The sequence below is a fragment of the Saccharospirillum sp. MSK14-1 genome (assembly GCF_003054965.1).
Taxonomy (GTDB): domain Bacteria; phylum Pseudomonadota; class Gammaproteobacteria; order Pseudomonadales; family Natronospirillaceae; genus Saccharospirillum.
In genome coordinates this window covers 195477-213173 of sequence record NZ_MIES01000033.1, presented here as the reverse complement: position 1 = coordinate 213173, position 17697 = coordinate 195477, and the positions used below count along the sequence as shown (strand labels likewise).

At 56.8% G+C, this 17697-nt stretch carries 14 protein-coding genes; 3 read left to right on the top strand and 11 right to left on the bottom strand.

Going from position 1 to position 17697, the window contains the following annotated elements; genetic code table 11:
• Window positions 1–30 precede the first annotated feature (30 nt).
• Window positions 31–1029, bottom strand: a complete 999-nt coding sequence (locus tag BGP77_RS09935; protein WP_108164587.1) for a sensor histidine kinase KdpD — start codon at window positions 1027–1029, stop codon at window positions 31–33.
• 265 nt (window positions 1030–1294) lie between these two features.
• On the opposite strand from BGP77_RS09935, the gene deoC reads away from it, so the two are divergent.
• The 3 genes from deoC to BGP77_RS09920 are packed head-to-tail and all read left to right on the top strand — an operon-like array spanning window position 1295 to window position 4627.
• Window positions 1295–2068 (top strand): deoxyribose-phosphate aldolase, encoded by a 774-nt coding sequence (gene deoC / locus BGP77_RS09930; protein WP_108164586.1) that lies wholly within the window; start codon window positions 1295–1297, stop codon window positions 2066–2068.
• 1 nt (window position 2069) lies between these two features.
• Complete coding sequence (gene deoA / locus BGP77_RS09925; protein WP_108164585.1) at window positions 2070–3383, top strand: thymidine phosphorylase; 1314 nt, start codon at window positions 2070–2072, stop codon at window positions 3381–3383.
• Window positions 3384–3394: 11 nt separating this feature from the next.
• On the top strand, window positions 3395–4627 hold the full coding sequence (locus BGP77_RS09920) for a phosphopentomutase (RefSeq protein ID WP_108164584.1): 1233 nt from the start codon (window positions 3395–3397) through the stop codon (window positions 4625–4627).
• Window positions 4628–4845: 218 nt separating this feature from the next.
• Here BGP77_RS09920 and rlmB read toward each other — a convergent pair whose 3' ends face one another.
• From rlmB to mutL, 10 genes are all read right to left on the bottom strand, one after another.
• Window positions 4846–5607 carry a 23S rRNA (guanosine(2251)-2'-O)-methyltransferase RlmB gene (rlmB, locus tag BGP77_RS09915; RefSeq protein ID WP_108164583.1) on the bottom strand — a complete coding sequence of 254 codons (762 nt, stop codon included), beginning with the start codon at window positions 5605–5607 and terminating at the stop codon, window positions 4846–4848.
• Between the two features lie 11 nt (window positions 5608–5618).
• A complete protein-coding gene (gene rnr / locus BGP77_RS09910; protein ID WP_108164582.1) occupies window positions 5619–7979 on the bottom strand; it encodes a ribonuclease R in 2361 nt (786 codons plus the stop codon).
• A gap of 92 nt (window positions 7980–8071) precedes the next feature.
• Entirely contained in the window at window positions 8072–9367 is a 1296-nt protein-coding gene (locus tag BGP77_RS09905) for an adenylosuccinate synthase (RefSeq protein ID WP_108164581.1), read from the bottom strand.
• 2 nt (window positions 9368–9369) lie between these two features.
• Window positions 9370–10566 carry an ATP phosphoribosyltransferase regulatory subunit gene (locus tag BGP77_RS09900; protein WP_108164580.1) on the bottom strand — a complete coding sequence of 399 codons (1197 nt, stop codon included), beginning with the start codon at window positions 10564–10566 and terminating at the stop codon, window positions 9370–9372.
• A gap of 197 nt (window positions 10567–10763) precedes the next feature.
• Entirely contained in the window at window positions 10764–11690 is a 927-nt protein-coding gene (gene hflC, locus BGP77_RS09895) for a protease modulator HflC (protein ID WP_108164579.1), read from the bottom strand.
• A gap of 11 nt (window positions 11691–11701) precedes the next feature.
• Window positions 11702–12904, bottom strand: coding sequence for an FtsH protease activity modulator HflK (gene hflK, locus BGP77_RS09890; protein WP_108164578.1), 1203 nt, complete (start codon window positions 12902–12904; stop codon window positions 11702–11704).
• A gap of 78 nt (window positions 12905–12982) precedes the next feature.
• Window positions 12983–14296: a ribosome rescue GTPase HflX gene (gene hflX / locus BGP77_RS09885; protein WP_108164577.1), complete on the bottom strand. Its 1314-nt coding sequence runs from the start codon at window positions 14294–14296 to the stop codon at window positions 12983–12985.
• A gap of 59 nt (window positions 14297–14355) precedes the next feature.
• Window positions 14356–14598 (bottom strand): RNA chaperone Hfq, encoded by a 243-nt coding sequence (gene hfq, locus BGP77_RS09880; protein ID WP_108124953.1) that lies wholly within the window; start codon window positions 14596–14598, stop codon window positions 14356–14358.
• Between the two features lie 257 nt (window positions 14599–14855).
• Window positions 14856–15827, bottom strand: a complete 972-nt coding sequence (miaA, locus tag BGP77_RS09875) for a tRNA (adenosine(37)-N6)-dimethylallyltransferase MiaA (RefSeq protein WP_233252337.1) — start codon at window positions 15825–15827, stop codon at window positions 14856–14858.
• Window positions 15827–17686 (bottom strand): DNA mismatch repair endonuclease MutL, encoded by a 1860-nt coding sequence (mutL, locus tag BGP77_RS09870; RefSeq protein ID WP_108164575.1) that lies wholly within the window; start codon window positions 17684–17686, stop codon window positions 15827–15829. Before mutL ends, miaA begins: the two co-directional genes overlap by 1 nt.
• Window positions 17687–17697: the final 11 nt, after the last annotated feature.

Genomic DNA, 17697 nt, shown 5'->3' with positions numbered 1-17697 from the left:
TTGTTATTGATCGCTTAAATTATCACGCCGTCAAGCGTCTTCTTCGTCCATGGCGTCATCCAGACGCCGTGGCAATACCAGCACCACTTCGGTACCGGTACCGCTGTCGTTCACTTCCAGATAACCCTGAAGCATCTGCGCCAATCGACGCGCCACAACAAACGACAGACCCGGCCCAACGTCGGCACCCTGGTCGATAATGCGCGTGTATCCAGACACGGACGATGCCAACTGTTCGGCATCCAGTCGACGACCACGAGCATTCAACGTCACCCGCAATGCATCGCCCAGTTCGGCATCGATATAACCGATCAGATGAACGTCGATGGTGGATTCACGATTCATCCGCACCAGCGCCTGAATGGCGCGAGTCAGAAGGTTGTGCAACCAGTTAACATCCGACACCAGCGGTAATTGGTCTTCTTGATGTTCCAGTTTAATTTTGACATCGCGTGAGCGGCCATAGCGGTTCCACTCATCCAGAAAGCGCTCAACCAGATTCAGGAAATTCACATCTTCATGACGCGGCACTTCCGATTTCAATTCAAGTCGAGCCAAGGCGCGTAAATCTTCAGCATAACGCTGCATCAATTCGGCACGTTCTTTAATTCGATCGCGCGCATCGGCTTCTTCCGATGTGGCCAGTGTCAGCACTTCGGCCATGGCGGTATTCAAGGCCAACGCCATGCTATCCAGAGCCTGATCTTTTTCCTGAGCAGAGGTTAATACCAGACGTCGCAGGTCGGCGCTTTGCTTCGACTCATATTCATAACGATCGATCTCCAGGTGACTTTCCTGCAGCGAACGACGAACGCGGCTCAATTCCTTATACGCTTCCGTCACCCGGTTTTGACATTGGTTCAGTGCCGTCAAAGAAGCGCCACCGGCCAAAGCAACCAGGCCCAACAAAATTAATAACGACTGGGTATCCAGCGGTTCCAAACCGAAAAAAAGGAGACCTGCCAAAGAGGCTCCCCAAAGAATCAAGGTAACCACCCAGAGGATGGCGTACTGCGAGGCTCGAATCACACTTGTCTCCTAACAGGTGGCGCAGGGCACACCTCTTTGGTCCATCGAAAGGCGACAGTTTGCCATCTTTTTCAGCGTTTAATAACTGTCTTGCGAACGGAACCATTGAATTAGACGCACAAGTTTTGTTGCGCCATTTGTTCCGCACCGGCACGCCCTTTCCATTTCCGCCACACAAGCCACCGACAAAGAATGGCGACACGATTGTGTTTGCCGGGCCTTGAGCCTAAAATGGCCGCGCATAATCTGACCATTTGGACAATAAATGACAGACCATGCCTCTCTGGCCCGCCAGGCCCTGAGCCTGATGGACTTGACCAGCCTGAACGACACCGACAATGACGCCGTCATTGCTGCTCTGTGTGACTCCGCAAAAACGCCGTTTGGCAGCCCGGCGGCTGTGTGCGTCTATCCAGCCTTTATCGACGTCGCGCGCAAAGCATTGGCCCAACATGGCCTGAGCCAAGTGCGCGTCGCAACCGTCACCAACTTTCCTGGCGGCAGTGACGATATTGAACGGGCCGTCCGTGAAACGCGCGACGCCGTCGCTGCGGGTGCACACGAAGTCGACGTCGTGCTGCCTTACCGCACGTTGATGGCTGGCAATAGCGAACGCCCCGCCGACCTGGTCCGCGCCTGCAAAGCGGCCTGTGGCAGCGCGGTGAAACTCAAAGTCATTATTGAAAGCGGCGAACTCAAAAGTGCTGAGCTCATTCGTCAGGCCAGCGACATCGCCATTGCTGCCGGTGCCGACTTTATAAAAACCAGCACCGGCAAGGTGCCCGTTAACGCCACCCTGGAAGCGGCTGACATCATGCTGAATGCCATTGCCGACAGTGGCAAAGACGTAGGATTCAAAGCGGCCGGCGGTATTCGTACCCACGCTGAAGCTGCCGAATACCTGGCCTTGGCTGAGCGTATTCTAGGCACTCAATGGATCACCCCCGAGCACTTCCGCTTTGGCGCTTCCAGCTTACTCAACGATTTGCTGACCACCTTGGGTGCTGAACCCTCAGCGCCGTCGGGCAGCGGTTACTAAGATGTATTTACCGCAGGAAATCATCCGCCGTAAGCGCGATGGACTGACACTCGACGCGGAAGAACTGCGCTGGTTCGTGCAGGGCATCAAGGATGAATCCATCAGTGAAGGGCAGATCGGCGCCTTTGCTATGGCGGTCTATTTCAAAGGGCTTACGCTGGACGAACGCGTTGCTTTGACCACTGCTATGCGCGATTCAGGCAAGGTACTGCGCTGGGATTTACCCGGCCCCGTGCTCGACAAGCACTCAACCGGCGGCGTCGGTGATGTTGTCAGCCTGATGCTCGGCCCAATGGTGGCAGCCTGTGGTGGCTTTGTACCGATGATCTCTGGTCGTGGCCTGGGTCATACCGGCGGCACCCTCGATAAACTGGAAAGTATTGCTGGCTACAATCCCTTTCCTGCCAATGCTTTATTCGAACAAACCGTGCGCGATTGCGGCGTCGCCATCATCGGTCAGACCGGTGACCTGGCACCGGCCGATCGTCGTTTCTATGGCATTCGCGACGTGACCGCCACGGTGGAAAGCCTGGATTTGATCACGGCATCAATCTTGTCGAAAAAACTGGCCGAGGGGCTGGATGCCCTGGTCATGGACGTCAAGGTCGGCAGCGGCGCTTTTATGCCAACGCCCGAGTTGAGCCAACAGTTGGCGCAAAGCATTGTCGCCGTTGCTGAAGGCGCTGGCGTAAAAACCACCGCTCTGCTCACTGACATGAACCAGGTCCTGGCGCGCTCGGCGGGCAACGCGGTGGAAGTGCATGAAGCCGTCGATTATCTGACCGGTGGTCCGCGCGACGCGGCTCTGCATGAAGTGACTGTGGCGCTGGGTGCGGAAATGCTGGTCGGAGGTGGCTTGGCCGACTCACTCGACCAGGCCCGCGCCAAACTGCTGCAAGCACTCGATAGCGGCGCGGCTGCGGAACGTTTTGCGCGCATGATCAGTGCCCTGGGCGGACCGGCTGACTTTCTGGAGCGACGGGATGAAGTTCTGCCCAAAGCCCCCATTATCAAGCCCATCACCGCGACGCAATCCGGCTATTTGCAGCCGATGACCGTGCGCGATATTGGATTGGCCGTGGTGGCCTTGGGCGGTGGCCGGACCCGAGCCGATCAACACATTGATGCGGCGGTTGGTTTAACCAACATCGCCAAACCCGGCACCTACATCGAAGCCGGCGAACCCCTGGCAGTCGCGCATCTGCGCCGCGACGACCAGTTGGTAGAATTGCAACAACGATTGCGCAGCGCCATGCCGATCAGCGATCGGCCGGTGGATGACCTGACCGTCATCCACCAACGACTTGCGCACTGAGGAGGTTTGATATGGCACGTGCCATCATTCTGGTTCTGGATTCATTTGGCATTGGCGCCAGCGCCGATGCCGATCGCTTCGGCGATGTAGGCGCCAATACCCTGGGTCATATCGCCCAGTGGTGCGCCGAAGGCAAGGCCGATAAAGGCCGCTCCGGTGCCTTACACCTGCCAAACCTGACGCGTCTGGGTTTGGTTCAAGCCGCCACTGACAGCGCCGGTGGCCAGGTTCCCGCCGGAATGCAGACCGGCGATCGCTTCACCGGCAGCTTCGGTTATGCCCGCGAATTATCGAGCGGCAAAGACACACCCAGCGGCCATTGGGAAATCGCCGGTGTGCCGGTTCTCTACGACTGGGGTTACTTCAAAGAAGAACAGGACTCCTTCCCGGCCAGTCTGCTTAACGACCTGATCGAACGCTGCAACCTGCCCGGTGTATTGGGCAACTGCCATGCCTCCGGCACTGAGATCATTCAGCGTCTGGGTGAAGAACATTGCGCCACCGGCAAGCCCATCGTCTACACCTCGGCCGACAGTGTGTTCCAGATTGCCTGTCACGAAGAAACTTTTGGCCTGGATCGGCTGATGGAGGTCTGCCAGGTCGCGCGCGAATTGGTGGATGAATACAACATCGGCCGCGTTATTGCGCGTCCCTTTATCGGCGCCGATGCCGACAGCTTTCAACGCACCGGCAACCGTCGCGATCTGGCTGTACCACCGCCGAGTCCGACCGTTTTGCAGAAACTGACGGACAACAATGGCGAAGTGATTTCCATCGGCAAAATTGCCGACATCTACGCTCAGGTTGGCATCAGCCGCAAAGTGAAAGCCACCGGCCTGGATGCTTTGTTCGACGCCACCTTAGAGCAAGTCAAAGGCGCTGACGATCGCAGCATCGTTTTCACCAACTTCGTGGATTTCGATTCGTCGTACGGCCATCGTCGCGACGTTGCCGGATACGCCGCCGCACTGGAACGCTTTGATAAACGCCTGCCCGAATTGCTGGCGATTTTGGCTGACGATGACATCCTAATGATGACCGCTGATCACGGCTGCGACCCAACCTGGCCCGGCACCGACCACACTCGCGAACACATTCCCGTGCTGGTCTATGGCAAACAGTTGCAGGCGATCAACCTCGGCGAGCGCGCCACTTTTGCCGACATCGGTCAGACACTGGCGGATTATTTCGATTTGCCAGCGATGGATTATGGCACCAGCTTCTTGGACGAATTGGTCGCCTGAATCCGTCGCCAAAAAAAGGGGGAGCTTAGGCTCCCTTTTTTATTGACCCAAGCAAAGCCCAGTTCTGACTGACTCGCCCCGGCTTCATTAAATCGCAAGCGTAAGGCAGGAAATAAAAAGAGCGCATACCGGTTTGTCTGCGATTGAGAAGAACCGGTGAGACACACTGCAAAACGGGCGCTACCCGAGCGCCCGTCAGGAAAGAACACCCAGAACGTTCAGCCCGACAGACGTTGCCGAACGACCTCAAAAAGGGAAATACCGGCCGCCACCGAGACGTTCAGGCTGCTCACCTGACCGGCCATGGGAATCATAAACAAGCCATCGCAGGTATCACGCGTTAAGCGCCGTAAACCCTTGCCTTCGGCGCCCAGCACCAGAGCAACCGAGGCCGTGAAATCGCTTTGATAGAGGGAGGCTTTTGCTTCACCTGCGGCGCCATAAATCCAGATTCCCCGGCCTTTCATCTGCTCGAGCGTCCGTGCCAAATTGGTGACCACGACAAAAGGCACGGTATCCGCCGCGCCACTGGCGATTTTCACCGCCGTCGGTGTCAGGCTGGCCGATTTATCTTTGGGGACAATGACCGCATCGGCACCAGCGGCATCGGCCGAACGCAGACAGGCACCAATGTTATGCGGGTCGGTAACGCCGTCGAGCACCAGTAACAAGGCCGGTCGATCCAGGCCATCGAGCAACGCATCCAGACCGGCTTCGTCGAGCACGGGCGCTGCGAGCATTTGAATCAGCACACCCTGATGACGTGCATCACCCAATTGCTGCTGATGCACCAGGCGCTCGAAAGCATCGCGTTCCAGCCACCGGAATTTAACGCCGCTGTTACGCGCTTGATCGAGCACCGCCTGAATGCGTTTATCCTGTCGGCCCTTGAGTAACACCAGTTCGCGAACGCGGTCAGCTTGGTTTTCCAGCGCGCTCTGGCAAGCGTGCAAGCCATAAATCCATTGAACGTCAGACATCAACTGAAACCTTAGGTACGCCGTTTACGCTTGCGGTTGGGCTTATCGGACTGTGCTTTTTTGGCACCGGTTTTTTTAGCGCCGGCTTTTTTCTTACCCGCCGCTGGACCCGGGTGTTTGACCTTGCGTACTTCGGCATCGGCTAATTCAAAGTCAATCTTGCGATCATCCAGATCAACCCGAACCACTCGTACTTTTAAGCGATCCCCCAGACCATAACTGACACGGGTGCGTTCACCGATCAGGCGGTGGGCGGTTTCGTCGAGCTGGTAATAATCGCTTTGCAATGACGAGACGTGAACCAGGCCATCGACATAAACATCGTCGAGCTGAACAAACAGGCCAAAGTTGGTGACCGAAGATACTGAGCCTTCGAACTCATCACCGACATGATCTTTCATATACTCGCACTTCAACCAGGCAACGACGTCCCAGGTCGCCTCATCTGCGCGTCGTTCGGTCATGGAGCAATGCTCGCCCAATTCCAGCATGGCGGCATAGTCGTAAGGGTAAATGGTCTGCGCATCCATCTTGGGCGCGCCATCAACACGGCTGACCAGCTTGGTTTTTTTGTTCGAACGAATGACCGACCGAATGGCACGATGCACCAGCAAATCGGGATAACGGCGAATCGGCGAGGTGAAATGGGTGTAAGCCTCGAACGCCAAACCGAAGTGGCCGATGTTATCAGGCTGATAGACCGCCTGGTTCATAGAACGCAGCATCATGGTCTGAATCAGATTGAAGTCTTCACGACCGGCAATGGTGGCCAGTAATTTCTGATAATCGCGAGCGTGTGGTTTTTCACCACCGGACAGGTCCAGTGCCAGTTGACCCAGATACGCACGCAGATTTTCCAGACGTTCGGCTGAGGGCACATCGTGCACTCGATACAGGCAGGGAATTTCCAGCTGCTGCAGGAAGTCCGCCGCGCAAACGTTGGCTGAAAGCATGCATTCTTCGACCAGACGATGGGCGTCATTGCGCTGGCTGGGCACGATGCGATCGATCTTGCGGTCGTCATCGAAAACGATGCGAGTTTCGGTGGTTTCAAAATCAATGGCGCCGCGCTGCTGACGCTGGAAACGGAACAGTTTAAACAGCTCGCGCAAGGTGGTGATGTTTTTCAACACCGCCGCACCGTGATCGCGTTCGATCTCGGCCCGTGCTTCGGTGGCGGTTTCCGGGTCCAGGGCAGGCCCGACTTTGGAATACGTCAGGCGGGCGTGCGAATAAATCAGACCTTCCAGAAAACGGTAAGACTGGAGATCGCCGCGGGCACTAACCGTCATTTCGCAGACCAGTGTCAGCCGATCTACCTTAGGATTCAGCGAGCACAATCCGTTGGATAATACTTCCGGCAGCATTGGAATAACCTGCTCAGGGAAGTATACCGAGGTGCCTCGCGAGCGCGCCTCTACGTCCAGTGGCGAGCCCACTTCGACGTAGTGCGACACATCGGCGATGGCGACAAAGAGTTTCCAGCCACCACCTTTAATGGATTCGGCGTATATAGCGTCGTCGAAATCGCGTGCGGTTTCGTCATCGATGGTGACGAACGCTTTGTCGCGCAGATCGATGCGGTTGGCCTTATCCGCATCATCCACCGTTTCACTTAAACCGGTGATTTCCTCTTCGACTTCATACGGCCAGGTGTGCGGAATTTCATAGGTGCGTAAGGCGATGTCGATTTCCATCCCCGGGTCCATATGCTGACCCAGCACTTCACTGACCTTGCCGACGGGCTGACGACGAATTTTGGGTTGTTCGATAATGCTGACCACGACCACATCGCCGTCTTCAGCACCGGCTTCATCGCCCGGTGGAATCAAAATGTCGTGACTGACGCGGCGGTTTTCCGGCAGCACACGGCCAAAACCACCGTCACTGGAATATCGCCCGACCAGCTCCTGAGTATTGTGTTCCAGAACTTCGGTAATGATGGCTTCAATACGACCGCGATGATCGCGCTTGCCTTTGCGCGCCAGCACAACATCGCCGTCGAAACAGCAACGCATCTGGCGGTGAGTGAGCACAAAATCTTTGCCGCCCTGCTCAGGAATCAGAAAGCCAAAACCGTCGGGGTGACCCTGAACGCGACCTTTGATCAGGTCCATCTTATCGATCAGGCCGAAGGCGCCTTTACGCGAACACAGTAATTGGCCGTCACGAACCATGGCGATCAGACGGCGGCGCAGCGCTTCGATATCGTCTTCGCCGGTGAGGCCCAATTCGGCGCACAACTCAGGGTGCGTCGCCGGACCCTGACGTTGTTCCAGGTGGGCATGAATGAATTCCCGGCTGGGAATGGGGTTTTCGTATTTTGCAGCTTCCCGCTTATGGTGCGGGTCAGCGTGAGAATCTCGACTGATAGGAAAGTGTCCTTAAATGAATTTTGGATGGCACTGGATTGGTTTCACCTTAGATCAGTATAACCCCAGTGCCATCGGTATGCTGTGCGTCGTTACTTAATGTCGAACGAATGCTGCAACACAATGGTTTCGGTCCGATCCGGACCGGTCGACACAATGTCGATGGGCGCGCCAATCGCTTTTTCCAAGTAGGCGATGTAGTCGCGAGCTTCGCTCGGCAAATCGTCCAGTGATTGCGCACCAACGGTGGATTGCTGCCAGCCCGGCAGCTCTTCATAGACCGGCGTGACCTTCTCGAAGGCTTCTGCGGATGCTGGCCATTCCACGTCCTGACCGTTCTCATCCTGATAACCCGTGCAGACTTTAACGGTCTTGAGGTTATCGAGCACATCCAGCTTCGTCAGGCAGATGGCATTGATGGAGTTGATGCGAATGGAATGGCGCACCAGCACGGCATCGAACCAGCCACAACGACGCGGGCGACCAGTGGTGGTACCGAATTCGTTGCCTTGTTTAGCCAGATGCTTGCCATCGTCGTCAAACAGCTCAGTCGGGAACGGACCGGCACCGACGCGCGTGGTGTAAGCCTTGGTGATGCCCATGATCTGATCCAGATACAGCGGACCAACACCGGAACCCGTTGCCACACCACCGGCGGTGGTGTTGGACGAGGTCACGTACGGATAGGTGCCGTGATCGATGTCCAGCAGCGAACCTTGCGCGCCTTCGAACATGATATCGCCACCGGCTTCACGGATGCCGTGCACCTTGCCGACGGTGTCGATGATCATGTCGCGGATTTTCTCTGCCTGTTCGCGGGTTTCCTTCAACGTTTGCTGAACGTCGATGGATGGCTCGCCGTAATAACCGGTCAGCGCGAAGTTGTGGTAGTCCATCAACTCAGTCAGCTTGGCTTCGAAATCGTCCTGGAACACATCGCCCAGACGCACGCCGCGACGCGCGACCTTATCTTCGTAAGCCGGACCGATACCACGGCCGGTGGTGCCGATCTTGGCGTTGCCACGACGCTTTTCACGCGCCTGATCCAGAGCGATGTGCACCGGCAGAATCAGCGGACAACCCTGACTGATCGACAAGCGCTCACGCACCGGTACGCCACGCTCTTCAAGCATGGCCATCTCGGTCAACAGCGCTTCGATGGACAGCACGACGCCATTACCGATGATGCAGCTGACGCCCTGGCGCAGAATGCCGGATGGAATCAGATGCAGTGCGGTTTTGACACCATCAATGACCAGCGTATGACCGGCGTTATGGCCACCCTGAAAACGGACCACGGCGGCCGCTTTCTCGGTCAGTAGATCAACGATCTTGCCTTTGCCCTCGTCACCCCATTGTGTGCCGAGTACGACAACGTTTTTGCCCATCGTTAGTTTGCCTGTTGCTTAGTTAAAGGTTGTACGGTCCAGCTTTCGCCTTGCTGTACCAGTTCACGATCGCAGTTCAGCTCTTCCAGATGCGTCTGATCGCTGAACACCTGAATCACTCGCTCGCCCTGAGCTCGCAACTCGGTAATTTTCGCATCCAATCCCGCCGGGCCTGCCGCCGGCGCCAGAATGGCCGCGGCTTCACGCCATTGACCCAAGGTCTGGCTGGCAAGAATTTTCAGATCGGACGAAAAACCGGTCGCCGGACGCGACCGGCCAAATACTTTGCCCGTCGCGTCGTAACGACCACCTTTGGCAACCGGCTGACCGAAACCCGGCACAAAGGCCGAGAACACCAGACCGGTGTGGTAGTTGTAATCGCGCAGTTCCGCCAGATCGAGATGGATGCGTAATTGAGGGAACCGCTCGCGCAACAAGCGCGCGATGCCTTCAAGCGTATCCAAAGCGTCAAACACGCCCTTCGGTGCGCCTGTAAACGCATCGCGCCAACCGACGAGCGATTCAATCGAGCCATGGCATTCGGGCAGCATGGCCAGCCAGCCTTTGTAGCGCTCATCCAATTCGGCCGTTTGCAGCCAGGCGCGTAAATCCGGCAGCGCCCGTAAGCGCAGCAATTCAAACAGTTCGGCCTGGGCATCTGCGCCCAGCTCAGCCCCTTCAATCAGTGCGCGGTAAATGCCGATATGACCCAGGTCCAGTGAAACATCGGCCAAGCCCGCCTTCGTTAAAGAGGTCAGCATCAGCGAAACGATTTCGACATCGCTTTCGGTGCCCGAGTATCCATAGAGTTCAGCACCGATCTGAATCGGGCTGCGGCTGGACAGCAAGTGCGTCGCACGTGCGTGCAGAATGTCGCTGGAATAGCAGTAACGGGAAACCCCCTGGCGCGGCATCGAATGCGCATCCATACGGGCAACTTGCTGGGTTTTATCGGCCGACAGGCCCATCAATCGGCCAGTGGCTTGATCGGTCAACTTGTAGGTCAGCAGATCCAGGTCGTGGCCGACACCGGTGAGCAGAGATTCGAGGTATTCGGCGTTCGGTGGTATGACCAGGTCATACCCCCAGGCGCGGTATTCGTCGAGCAACAGGCGGCGAAGCGCCTCGATGCGTGCGGCCTCCGGCGGCAGAATTTCTTCAATGCCGTCCGGTAACAGCCAGCGTTCAGCGATGGTCATGCCAGGACACTATTCCATTTGCGATCTGCGTTTAAAGAACCCCAAGACGGCACGCTTACAGCGCCAAAACCATTCATTGGGCACAAAAAAACCGGGCAAGGAGCCCGGTTAACGAATTCTACACTTAGGACGGGAAACCCCCAAAGGTTTTTTGCTCTTCAGCGTCTCCCGTCTTCCGTCTAGCGCTTCGCGGCCAATCAATTGACGCCGTTCTGATCCCGCATAAAGCGGAAGAAGTCACTTTCCGGATCCAGCACCATCAGGTCGCTGCCGTCGCTGAAGCTGGAACGATAAGCCTGCAAGCTGCGGTAGAAGGCGTAGAAGTCTTCATCCTGGCTGAACGAGCTGGAGTAAATACGCGATGCTTCGGCATCGCCTTCACCACGCAGCTGCTCGGCCTCACGGAAGGCTTCGGCCAGAATCACCGTACGCTGACGATCGGCGGAGGCGCGAATCTCTTCGGCCTGACGCTCACCGTTGGAACGGAAACGACGCGCTTCCTGCTCACGGTCGGAACGCATCCGGCTGAACACGTCCTGCGACACTTCCTGCGGCAGGTCGATGGCCTTGATGCGGATGTCGATCACTTCAATACCCAGGCCGTCAGCAAACTGGTTGATCTGCTGAGTCACCTGACGCATCAGACGATCACGCTCACCTTCATCTTCAATGCGACCACCGGTCGACAGCGGCTCTTCCTGGCCACGGCCAGAGACCACTTCACGCAGCGTGCGCAAACCAAAGGCATCGCGCAGACCGGAGTTGATGCGGCTTTCCAGAATGGAGTTGGCGCGGAACATGTCACCACCGCTGGTGGCGGTGTAGTAGTCACGCACGTTGTCGATGCGCCATTGAATGTAGGCGTCGACTTCCAGACCTTTCTGCTCGCTGGTGATAAAGCGTTCCGGATCGGTATCCAGGGTGATGATGCGGCGGTCGAACTTGCGCACATCTTCCACAAAAGGAACCTTAAAGTGCAGACCCGGCGGTAAATCCGCATGAACCACTTCACCGAATCTCAGTTTGATCGCGCGCTCTTTCTCGGTGACCACAAACAGGCTTTGGATACCGACAAATACCAGCAGGGCGAGCACGACTAGAATCAGGGCATTACGATTGCTCATTGTCTCGCTCCTCAGTTACTACTGCGACGACGATCCAGCTCACCCAGAATCTGATCGGTCAGATTCCGGATTTCGCCGCTCGACAGGTTGTTAATGTCGCTGCCACCGCCGTTACCGCCGCCGCTGGCACTGCCACCGCTGCTGCCAGTTGCGTTACGACGCAGCTGATCCAGCGGCAGGTACATCATGTTGTTACCGTTCTCGACATCCATCAGCACCTTGGGCGCGTTTTCGTAGATGTTCGACAGGGTTTCCAGGTACAGGCGCTGACGAGTGACGTCCGGTGCTTCGTTATAAGCCGCCAGGATGTCACGGAAACGATCCGCTTCACCGGTAGCGCGTGCCACCACCTGCTCTTTGTAACCCTGAGCTTCTTCCAATTGCCGACGGGCATTACCTTCAGCAACCGGCAGAATCTGGTTGGCGTAAGCCTGAGCTTCGTTGATCAGACGCTGTTCGTCTTCGCGCGCCTTGATCACATCATCGAAGGCATCCTGCACGGCCGACGGCGGTGAGGTGTCGTTGATGTTCAACTGCGCCAGTTCAATACCGACGTTATAAGACGTCAGGTAGTTCTGCAGACGTTCACGCACGGCCACCTGAATGGCGTCACGACCAACCGTCAGCGCCTGCTCCAGGGTCGCACTGCCCATCACATGGCGCAGCGCCGATTCAGCCGCATTCGCCAATGAGGTTTCCGGCTGGCGGACGTTCAATGCGAAATCGCGCGCGTTTACAGCACGGTATTCCACGGTCATGGTGACCGAGACGATGTTTTCATCGCCGGTCAGCATGCTCGACTGATGCCGGTAGGAACGGACTTCGGTGACGTTCACCTTTTGGTCAATGGTATCGATAAAGGGCACCTTGAAGTGCAGCCCGGGCGTTTCCAACGCGTGGAACTGACCCAGTCGCAACACGACGGCGCGCTCGGATTCATCAACGGTGTAGATGGAGTCGTAAACGGCATAACCGACCACCAGCACCACCAGGATGCCGATGATGGCACCCAGGCCGCCGGCTGAGCCGCCACCTTTATTGGAACCGCCGCCCTTGTTGCCTTTGCCACCGCCAAACCATTTGTTCAGTTTGTCGTTGAATTGTTTTAACAGTTCGTCCAGATCCGGCGGACCATCGTTATTGCCACGACGGCGACGGTTCCCCCAGGGATCCTGATCGTTATTATTGCCATTTGGTGGTTCATTCCACGCCATGGTCGTCTCCGTTTCTCAAGTGTTCCGTCCGTTTCGATGTCGGGCGATGCACTGCATCAATGCTCAAAAAGCCCGCCATCAATGTTCAAAAAATGCCTTGGGTTCTGCCAGGCCAAAGCGCTCCAGATCGAGTCCGTTGTGCTTGACCAGTTGCTTCAGGTCTTTCTTCTGAATGCGCACATCCAGCAAGGCATTACCGGCATCGTCATAGGCTTCGCCCAGCACCGCATTCTGTTGATAGAGCGCGGCACGCAATGCCGATTCGCTTGGCGCCAATGCCAGTTGCTGGGCGATGATGTCATCACCCAGCCGTTCAGCAATGGCCGCCTGAATCAGGGCCAGGCCATCACCACGCTGGGCAGAAACCCAGACGCGAACCGGCATGCCCTGATCGTCGCGTTCAATCGCCGGCTCGAAGTCATCCAGCAGGTCGATTTTGTTGAAAATTTCCAGCCGGGGTATGTCGAGCGAGCCAATTTCTTCTAATACGGCTTCAACCTGCTCGATGTTCTCAACCCGGTCTTCGTCGGCACTGTCGATCACATGCAGCAGCAAATCGGCCTCAGCCGTTTCCTGCAGCGTTGCCTTGAATGCCTGCACCAGCTTGTGTGGCAAATGCCGGATGAATCCTACCGTATCGGCCAGCACAATGTCGCCCATGTCAGGAATACTGAGGCGACGCAACGTCGGATCCAAGGTTGCAAACAACTGATCCGCAGCATAGACCTCAGAACGCGTTAGAGCATTGAACAGCGTCGATTTACCGGCGTTGGTGTAACCGACCAACGAAACCGTTGGCGTATCGGAGCGGCTGCGTGCGCGGCGGCCCTGATTACGCTGTTTCTCCACCTTTTCCAGACGGCGATGAATACTGCTGATGCGCGCCTGCAACAAGCGGCGGTCGGTTTCGAGCTGGGTCTCACCCGGACCGCGCAAACCAATACCACCTTTCTGACGCTCCAAGTGGGTCCAGCCTCGAACCAAGCGCGTGCTTTGATACTGCAACTGCGCCAGCTCAACCTGCAGCTTACCTTCGTGAGTACGGGCGCGTTGCGCAAAAATATCGAGAATCAGACCGGTACGGTCGAGCACGCGACATTCAACGGCGCGCTCTACGTTACGTTCTTGAGAAGGGCTGAGACTGTGGTTAAACAACACCACGTCAGCGCCGGTACTGGCGACCGCCGCTTTGATTTCATCCAGTTTACCGGGACCGACAAAATACTTCGGATGCGGTGTGGAACGCGAACCGCCAATAAAAGCAGCCGGTTCACCCCCCGCCGATACCACCAGTTCTTCAAATTCCTGGGGATCTTCCCGATCGTCGGACTCGGGAAAGTCGATGTGGACCAGGACAGCCCGGTCCCCACCTTCGACACGTTCAAAAAACAATCAGGCTCTCCGAGCCCGGCTTCGCCGGGCTATCCAGACAGAGGACGTCGACGCCGGCTTTATTCAGCCACCGCTTCATCGCCTTCATGGGCAATTTTGACGTTACGGGCCGGAACGACGGTTGAAATGGCATGTTTGTAAACCATCTGGCTGACGGTGTTCTTCAACAGAATGACAAACTGATCGAAGCTTTCGATCTGACCCTGCAACTTGATGCCGTTAACCAGAAAGATGGAGACAGGGATGCGCTCTTTGCGCAGGGCGTTCAGGAAAGGGTCTTGTAACGAGTGCCCTTTTGACATGTTGGACTCCTTTTAATGAAGGATTATAAGTATCGTTCCCGCCCGAATGAATTCGAGCGCCACGTGATTAGCACCAGCGTTGCCATCTGCCTCCAGAGTTGGAGGGCGCCCGGCGAACAAAAAGTCTGGCAGGGTCGTTTGGCAAGCTCAGATTGACAGCCACTCAAACCGGCCCGATCGCAATCACGAATATCTTGGGCGTATTGTAGGCGAAAAGCTGAGCCTTGTGGATGGTCGGTAGTCACCTAAATTTCGCTTTACGTAACCTTTTTACGCAACCTTTGCCGCGCCTGATCGAACAGGTCATCCGCTTGTGAATCCAACCAGTTCAAACCCTCCCAACCCCGCATCCAGGTGAGCTGACGCTTTGCCAACTGACGTGTCGCGGCAATGCCTGCTGCCGTCATCTGGCGGTATTCCAGCTCGCCGCTCAGATACTGCCACATTTGACGATAGCCGACGGCGCGGATGGATGGTAGATCCAGGTGCAGGTCGCCGCGCTGAAACAGCCGCACCACTTCGTCCTCAAAGCCCATTTCGAGCATGCTTTGAAAACGCTGTTCAATACGTTGATGCAGAACCGAGCGTTCATCAGGTGAGACTGCAAACTGGACGACTTGCCAGGGGAAATCATCCAATGCCGCTTCACTGAGCCCGCCGCGGCCATCGTGCGCCGACGCCGCCCAGAATTCCGAAATGGGACGTCCGCTGATGCGCTGCACTTCCAGCGCACGCAACACTCGCTGGGGGTTCTGTCGGTCGATGCGTGCCCAGGCCTGCGGATCGACGGCCTGCAGCTCAGCCACCAATGCCTCCAAACCGGCAGCGTCGAGCCAGCCCTGTAATTGCGCTCTGACCTCAGCATCGGCCGGCGGCATGGCCGCCATGGGTTGCACCAACGCTTTGAAATACAGTGCCGTCCCACCGACTAAAATCGGCACTCGCCCGCGCTCGGTAATATCGGTCATCGCCGTCAGCGCGTCTTCACGGAAATTGGCCGCCGAATAGCTGACCGCCGGGTCGCACAAATCGATCAGATGATGAGGCACCTGCTGCTGAATGGCGGCCTCCGGCTTGGCGGTACCGATATCCATGCCGATATAAACCTGCGCCGAATCAACGCTGACAATTTCACCGTTAAATTCATCGGCCAGCATCAACGACAGATCGGTTTTACCCGCAGCGGTGGGTCCGGTCAGAAAGATGGCGCGGGGGAGGTCGGTCGCCACTAACGCCCTCGCAAAAACAGCTTGTCGAGTTCGTCCAGACTCAATTGAGTCCAGGTGGGTCGACCGTGGTTGCATTGACCGGAACGCTCGGTGCGCTCCATGTCCCGCAGCAAGGCATTCATTTCAGGAATGGTTAATTTGCGGTTGGCGCGCACCGAGCCATGACAGGCCATGGTGGACAGAATTTCGTCGCGCCGGGCAATGATGGCGTCCGACGTATCGTGCACCATAAAGTCGGCCAGCACCGAACGCACCAGCGGCTCCACTTCGGCTTGCTGCAAGTAAACCGGCGTCTGACGCACAATCAACGCTTCCGGCCCCAGCCGCTCAATCACCAGACCAAATTGCGCCAGCAGGTTCGCAAACTCTTCAGCGGTATCGGCTTCGCGCTCACTGACCGACAGTTTTTGCGGCACCAACACCGGCTGCGCCTGCACGCCTTGTTGGTCGTATTGGGTCTTCATCCGCTCGTAAGTAATGCGCTCGTGTGCCGCGTGCATATCGACAACGATCAACCCCAGCCGGCTTTGCGACAAAATATAAATGCCATGCAGTTGCGCCACGGCAAACCCCAAGGGCGGCACATCATCGACTGCTTCGGGCAAGGGCGGAGTATTCAACGCCAGGCCGTCTAAACGCGCGCCGGGTTGCGGATTCGATTGCAGCGACTGATAAAACCCAATCTGATCATTAACCGAGCTTTCCGAACGGTTGGCTTGCGGCGCAAAGGACGATGACGAATAGGCCTGCGGCGACATATCCATTCGCTGCTGACCGGCAAATTCACCAGCCTCTAAACCCGTTGCCGGCGCCGGTTGTGGCGTGCGCGCCATGACCGGATCGTTGTTGGCGTCGGGCCTGACATCGGCCAACACCCGGTGCAACTGACGGAACAGAAAATCGTGCACCAGACGCTGATCGCGAAAACGAACTTCGTGCTTGGTCGGATGAACGTTCACATCCACACCGGCCGGATCGAGCGACAGATACAACACAAAGCAAGGATGCCGACCGTGGTACAGCACATCGCGATAGGCTTGCTTAACGGCATGACCGATCACCTTGTCCCGGACCACGCGACCATTCACAAAGAAGTACTGCATATCGGGCATGGAACGCGAAAACGTCGGCAGACCGACCCAACCGGTCAGACGCAAACCGGCGGCTTCAACATCGATAACCAAGGCATTGTTCATAAAGTCAGCGCTGAGCAATTGCGCCACGCGACGCTCCTGCTCGGCCTGGGTGGTCGCCGCGCGCAACGAATGAATGGTGCGATTGTTGTGGCGCAATGCAAAACCGACATCAAAGCGTGCCAACGCCTGGCGTTTGATGACTTCTTCAAGGTGATTGAATTCGGTTTTTTCGGTGCGCAAAAACTTGCGGCGAGCGGGCGTATTAAAAAACAGATCACGCACTTCAACACTGGTTCCGTCGGTATGCGCGGCCGGGCTGATTTCGGTGTCCATGTCCTGTCCGTGGGTATTCACTTGCCAGGCTTGATCTTGATCGGCGGGTTTGGAGGTCAGCAGCAAACGGGCGACGGAGGCAACCGACGCCAGCGCTTCACCGCGAAAACCCAGCGAGGAAACCGCCTCCAGATCGTCCAGATTATGAATCTTCGATGTCGCATGGCGCGCCAGTGCCAACGGCAAATCATCGCGGCCAATACCGCCGCCGTTATCGCGCACACGCATCAGCTTCACGCCACCGGCTTCGATCTCCACATCGATGCGATTGGCACCGGCATCGAGCGAATTTTCCAGCAATTCTTTGATCACTGACGCCGGTCGTTCAACCACCTCGCCTGCAGCGATCTGGTTGGCAAGACGCGGCGTCAGTATCTGTATTCGTTTCATAAGAACTCTTG